This window comes from Streptomyces sp. NPDC048383 (assembly GCF_040651775.1).
Taxonomy (GTDB): Bacteria; Actinomycetota; Actinomycetes; order Streptomycetales; family Streptomycetaceae; genus Streptomyces.
This window is the reverse complement of record NZ_JBEZKS010000151.1, coordinates 1-1228: the sequence shown is the minus strand read 5'-3', so window position 1 is coordinate 1228 and position 1228 is coordinate 1. Positions and strand designations below refer to the sequence as shown.

The window sequence follows — 1228 nt, the reverse complement described above, 5'->3', positions numbered from 1 at the left end:
GTCGTGTTGCCCTCGGTTTCTTGCGTCCCGCCCCGCGGGGGGCCCGGGCCCGCGGTCGGAGCCCCGGACGGCCCGGGGGGCGCACCCGGGACTCTCGCGTTGTGGGGGCGTGCCCGGTCAGGCGCCGGTGCGCGTGGCGACCTGCTCGCGCTGTTCGGTGCGGCCCTGTGCGGGCACCCGGGGCGCGGTGGACTTGTGCGGCAGCGGGCTCAGGAGGCGGGCCTGGAGCTGTTTGAGTTCCAGTGAGGGCTCCAGGCCCAGCTCGTCGGCGAGCAGCCGCCGGACGTTCTGGTAGGCCTGGAGGGCCTCGGCGCGGCGGCCCGCGGCGCCGAGGGCGCCGATCAGCTGGCCGTGGAACCATTCGTTGAGCGGGTAGTCGTTGATGAGCTTGCGGAGCTCCGGGATGGATTCGCGGTGCCAGCCGAGCCGCTCCTCGCACTCGATGCGGATCTCGAACGCCCGGATGCGCAGCTCCTCCAGGTGCACGATGTGCCCGGTGAGCATGTCGCCCGCGGGGAAGTTCGACAGGGCCGGACCGCGCCACAGGTCGAGGGCCTCGCGGACGGTCCGCAGGGCACCGAGTGCGTCGTCGTCGCTCAATTCCATGCGGGACTGGGCGACGAGCCGCTCGAATATCCGGATGTCGATCTCGGAATCATCGACCTGGATCGCGTATCCGGGTGCGCTGGTGACGATCAGGGACCGGCCGGCGGGTGCGAGCGACTCGTTCGCGAACATTCTCCGCGCGTGGTAGACGTACGTTTGGAGTGTCGTGACGGCGCTGCGCGGCGGACTTTCGCCCCAGAGTTCTTGGATGAGGGCGTCGGCGGTGACGATCTCGTTGGGGCGGGTGAGCAGCAGGGCGAGCGTCTGACAGACCTTCGGGGTACCCGGGCGGTAGATCCTGCCGTCGTCCGCGACGATCTCGAAGGGTCCGATGAGATTGAAACGCATGGGATGTAACTCCTCGTCAGCAAGACAACGGCAATTTCAGAGCGGTCGTCGACGGAGTCGGGAAAGCAATGGGCCGTCCGCCTGCAATTATAAAAAGTCTCTTGTAGGACGAATATGCGCGTCAACCACACACATGTCAGAATGCTGTCAATTTGCGTCACGAGCCGACCCCCTGCGCACAAAGGCGGGCCCGCGGGTTCGGGAACGGCCGGGTCGGGCGCCGCGGGCCGGGCGGAGCGGGAGGCGGGGCGCGGAAGGGGGGCGGGGAGAACGT

Annotated in this window: 1 protein-coding gene; it reads right to left on the bottom strand. The window is 68.7% G+C overall.

Features of this window, described 5'->3' with window-relative positions; genetic code table 11:
* Positions 1 to 117: 117 nt before the first annotated feature.
* Positions 118 to 954: an AfsR/SARP family transcriptional regulator gene (locus tag AB0D46_RS38540; protein WP_362884765.1), complete on the bottom strand. Its 837-nt coding sequence runs from the start codon at positions 952 to 954 to the stop codon at positions 118 to 120.
* Positions 955 to 1228 lie beyond the last annotated feature (274 nt).

Bases quoted from the DNA above. Each gene is read 5' to 3' on its own strand.
- AB0D46_RS38540 (WP_362884765.1), bottom strand. From the start codon at position 954: ATGCGTTTCAATCTCATCGGACCCTTCGAGATCGTCGCGGACGACGGC.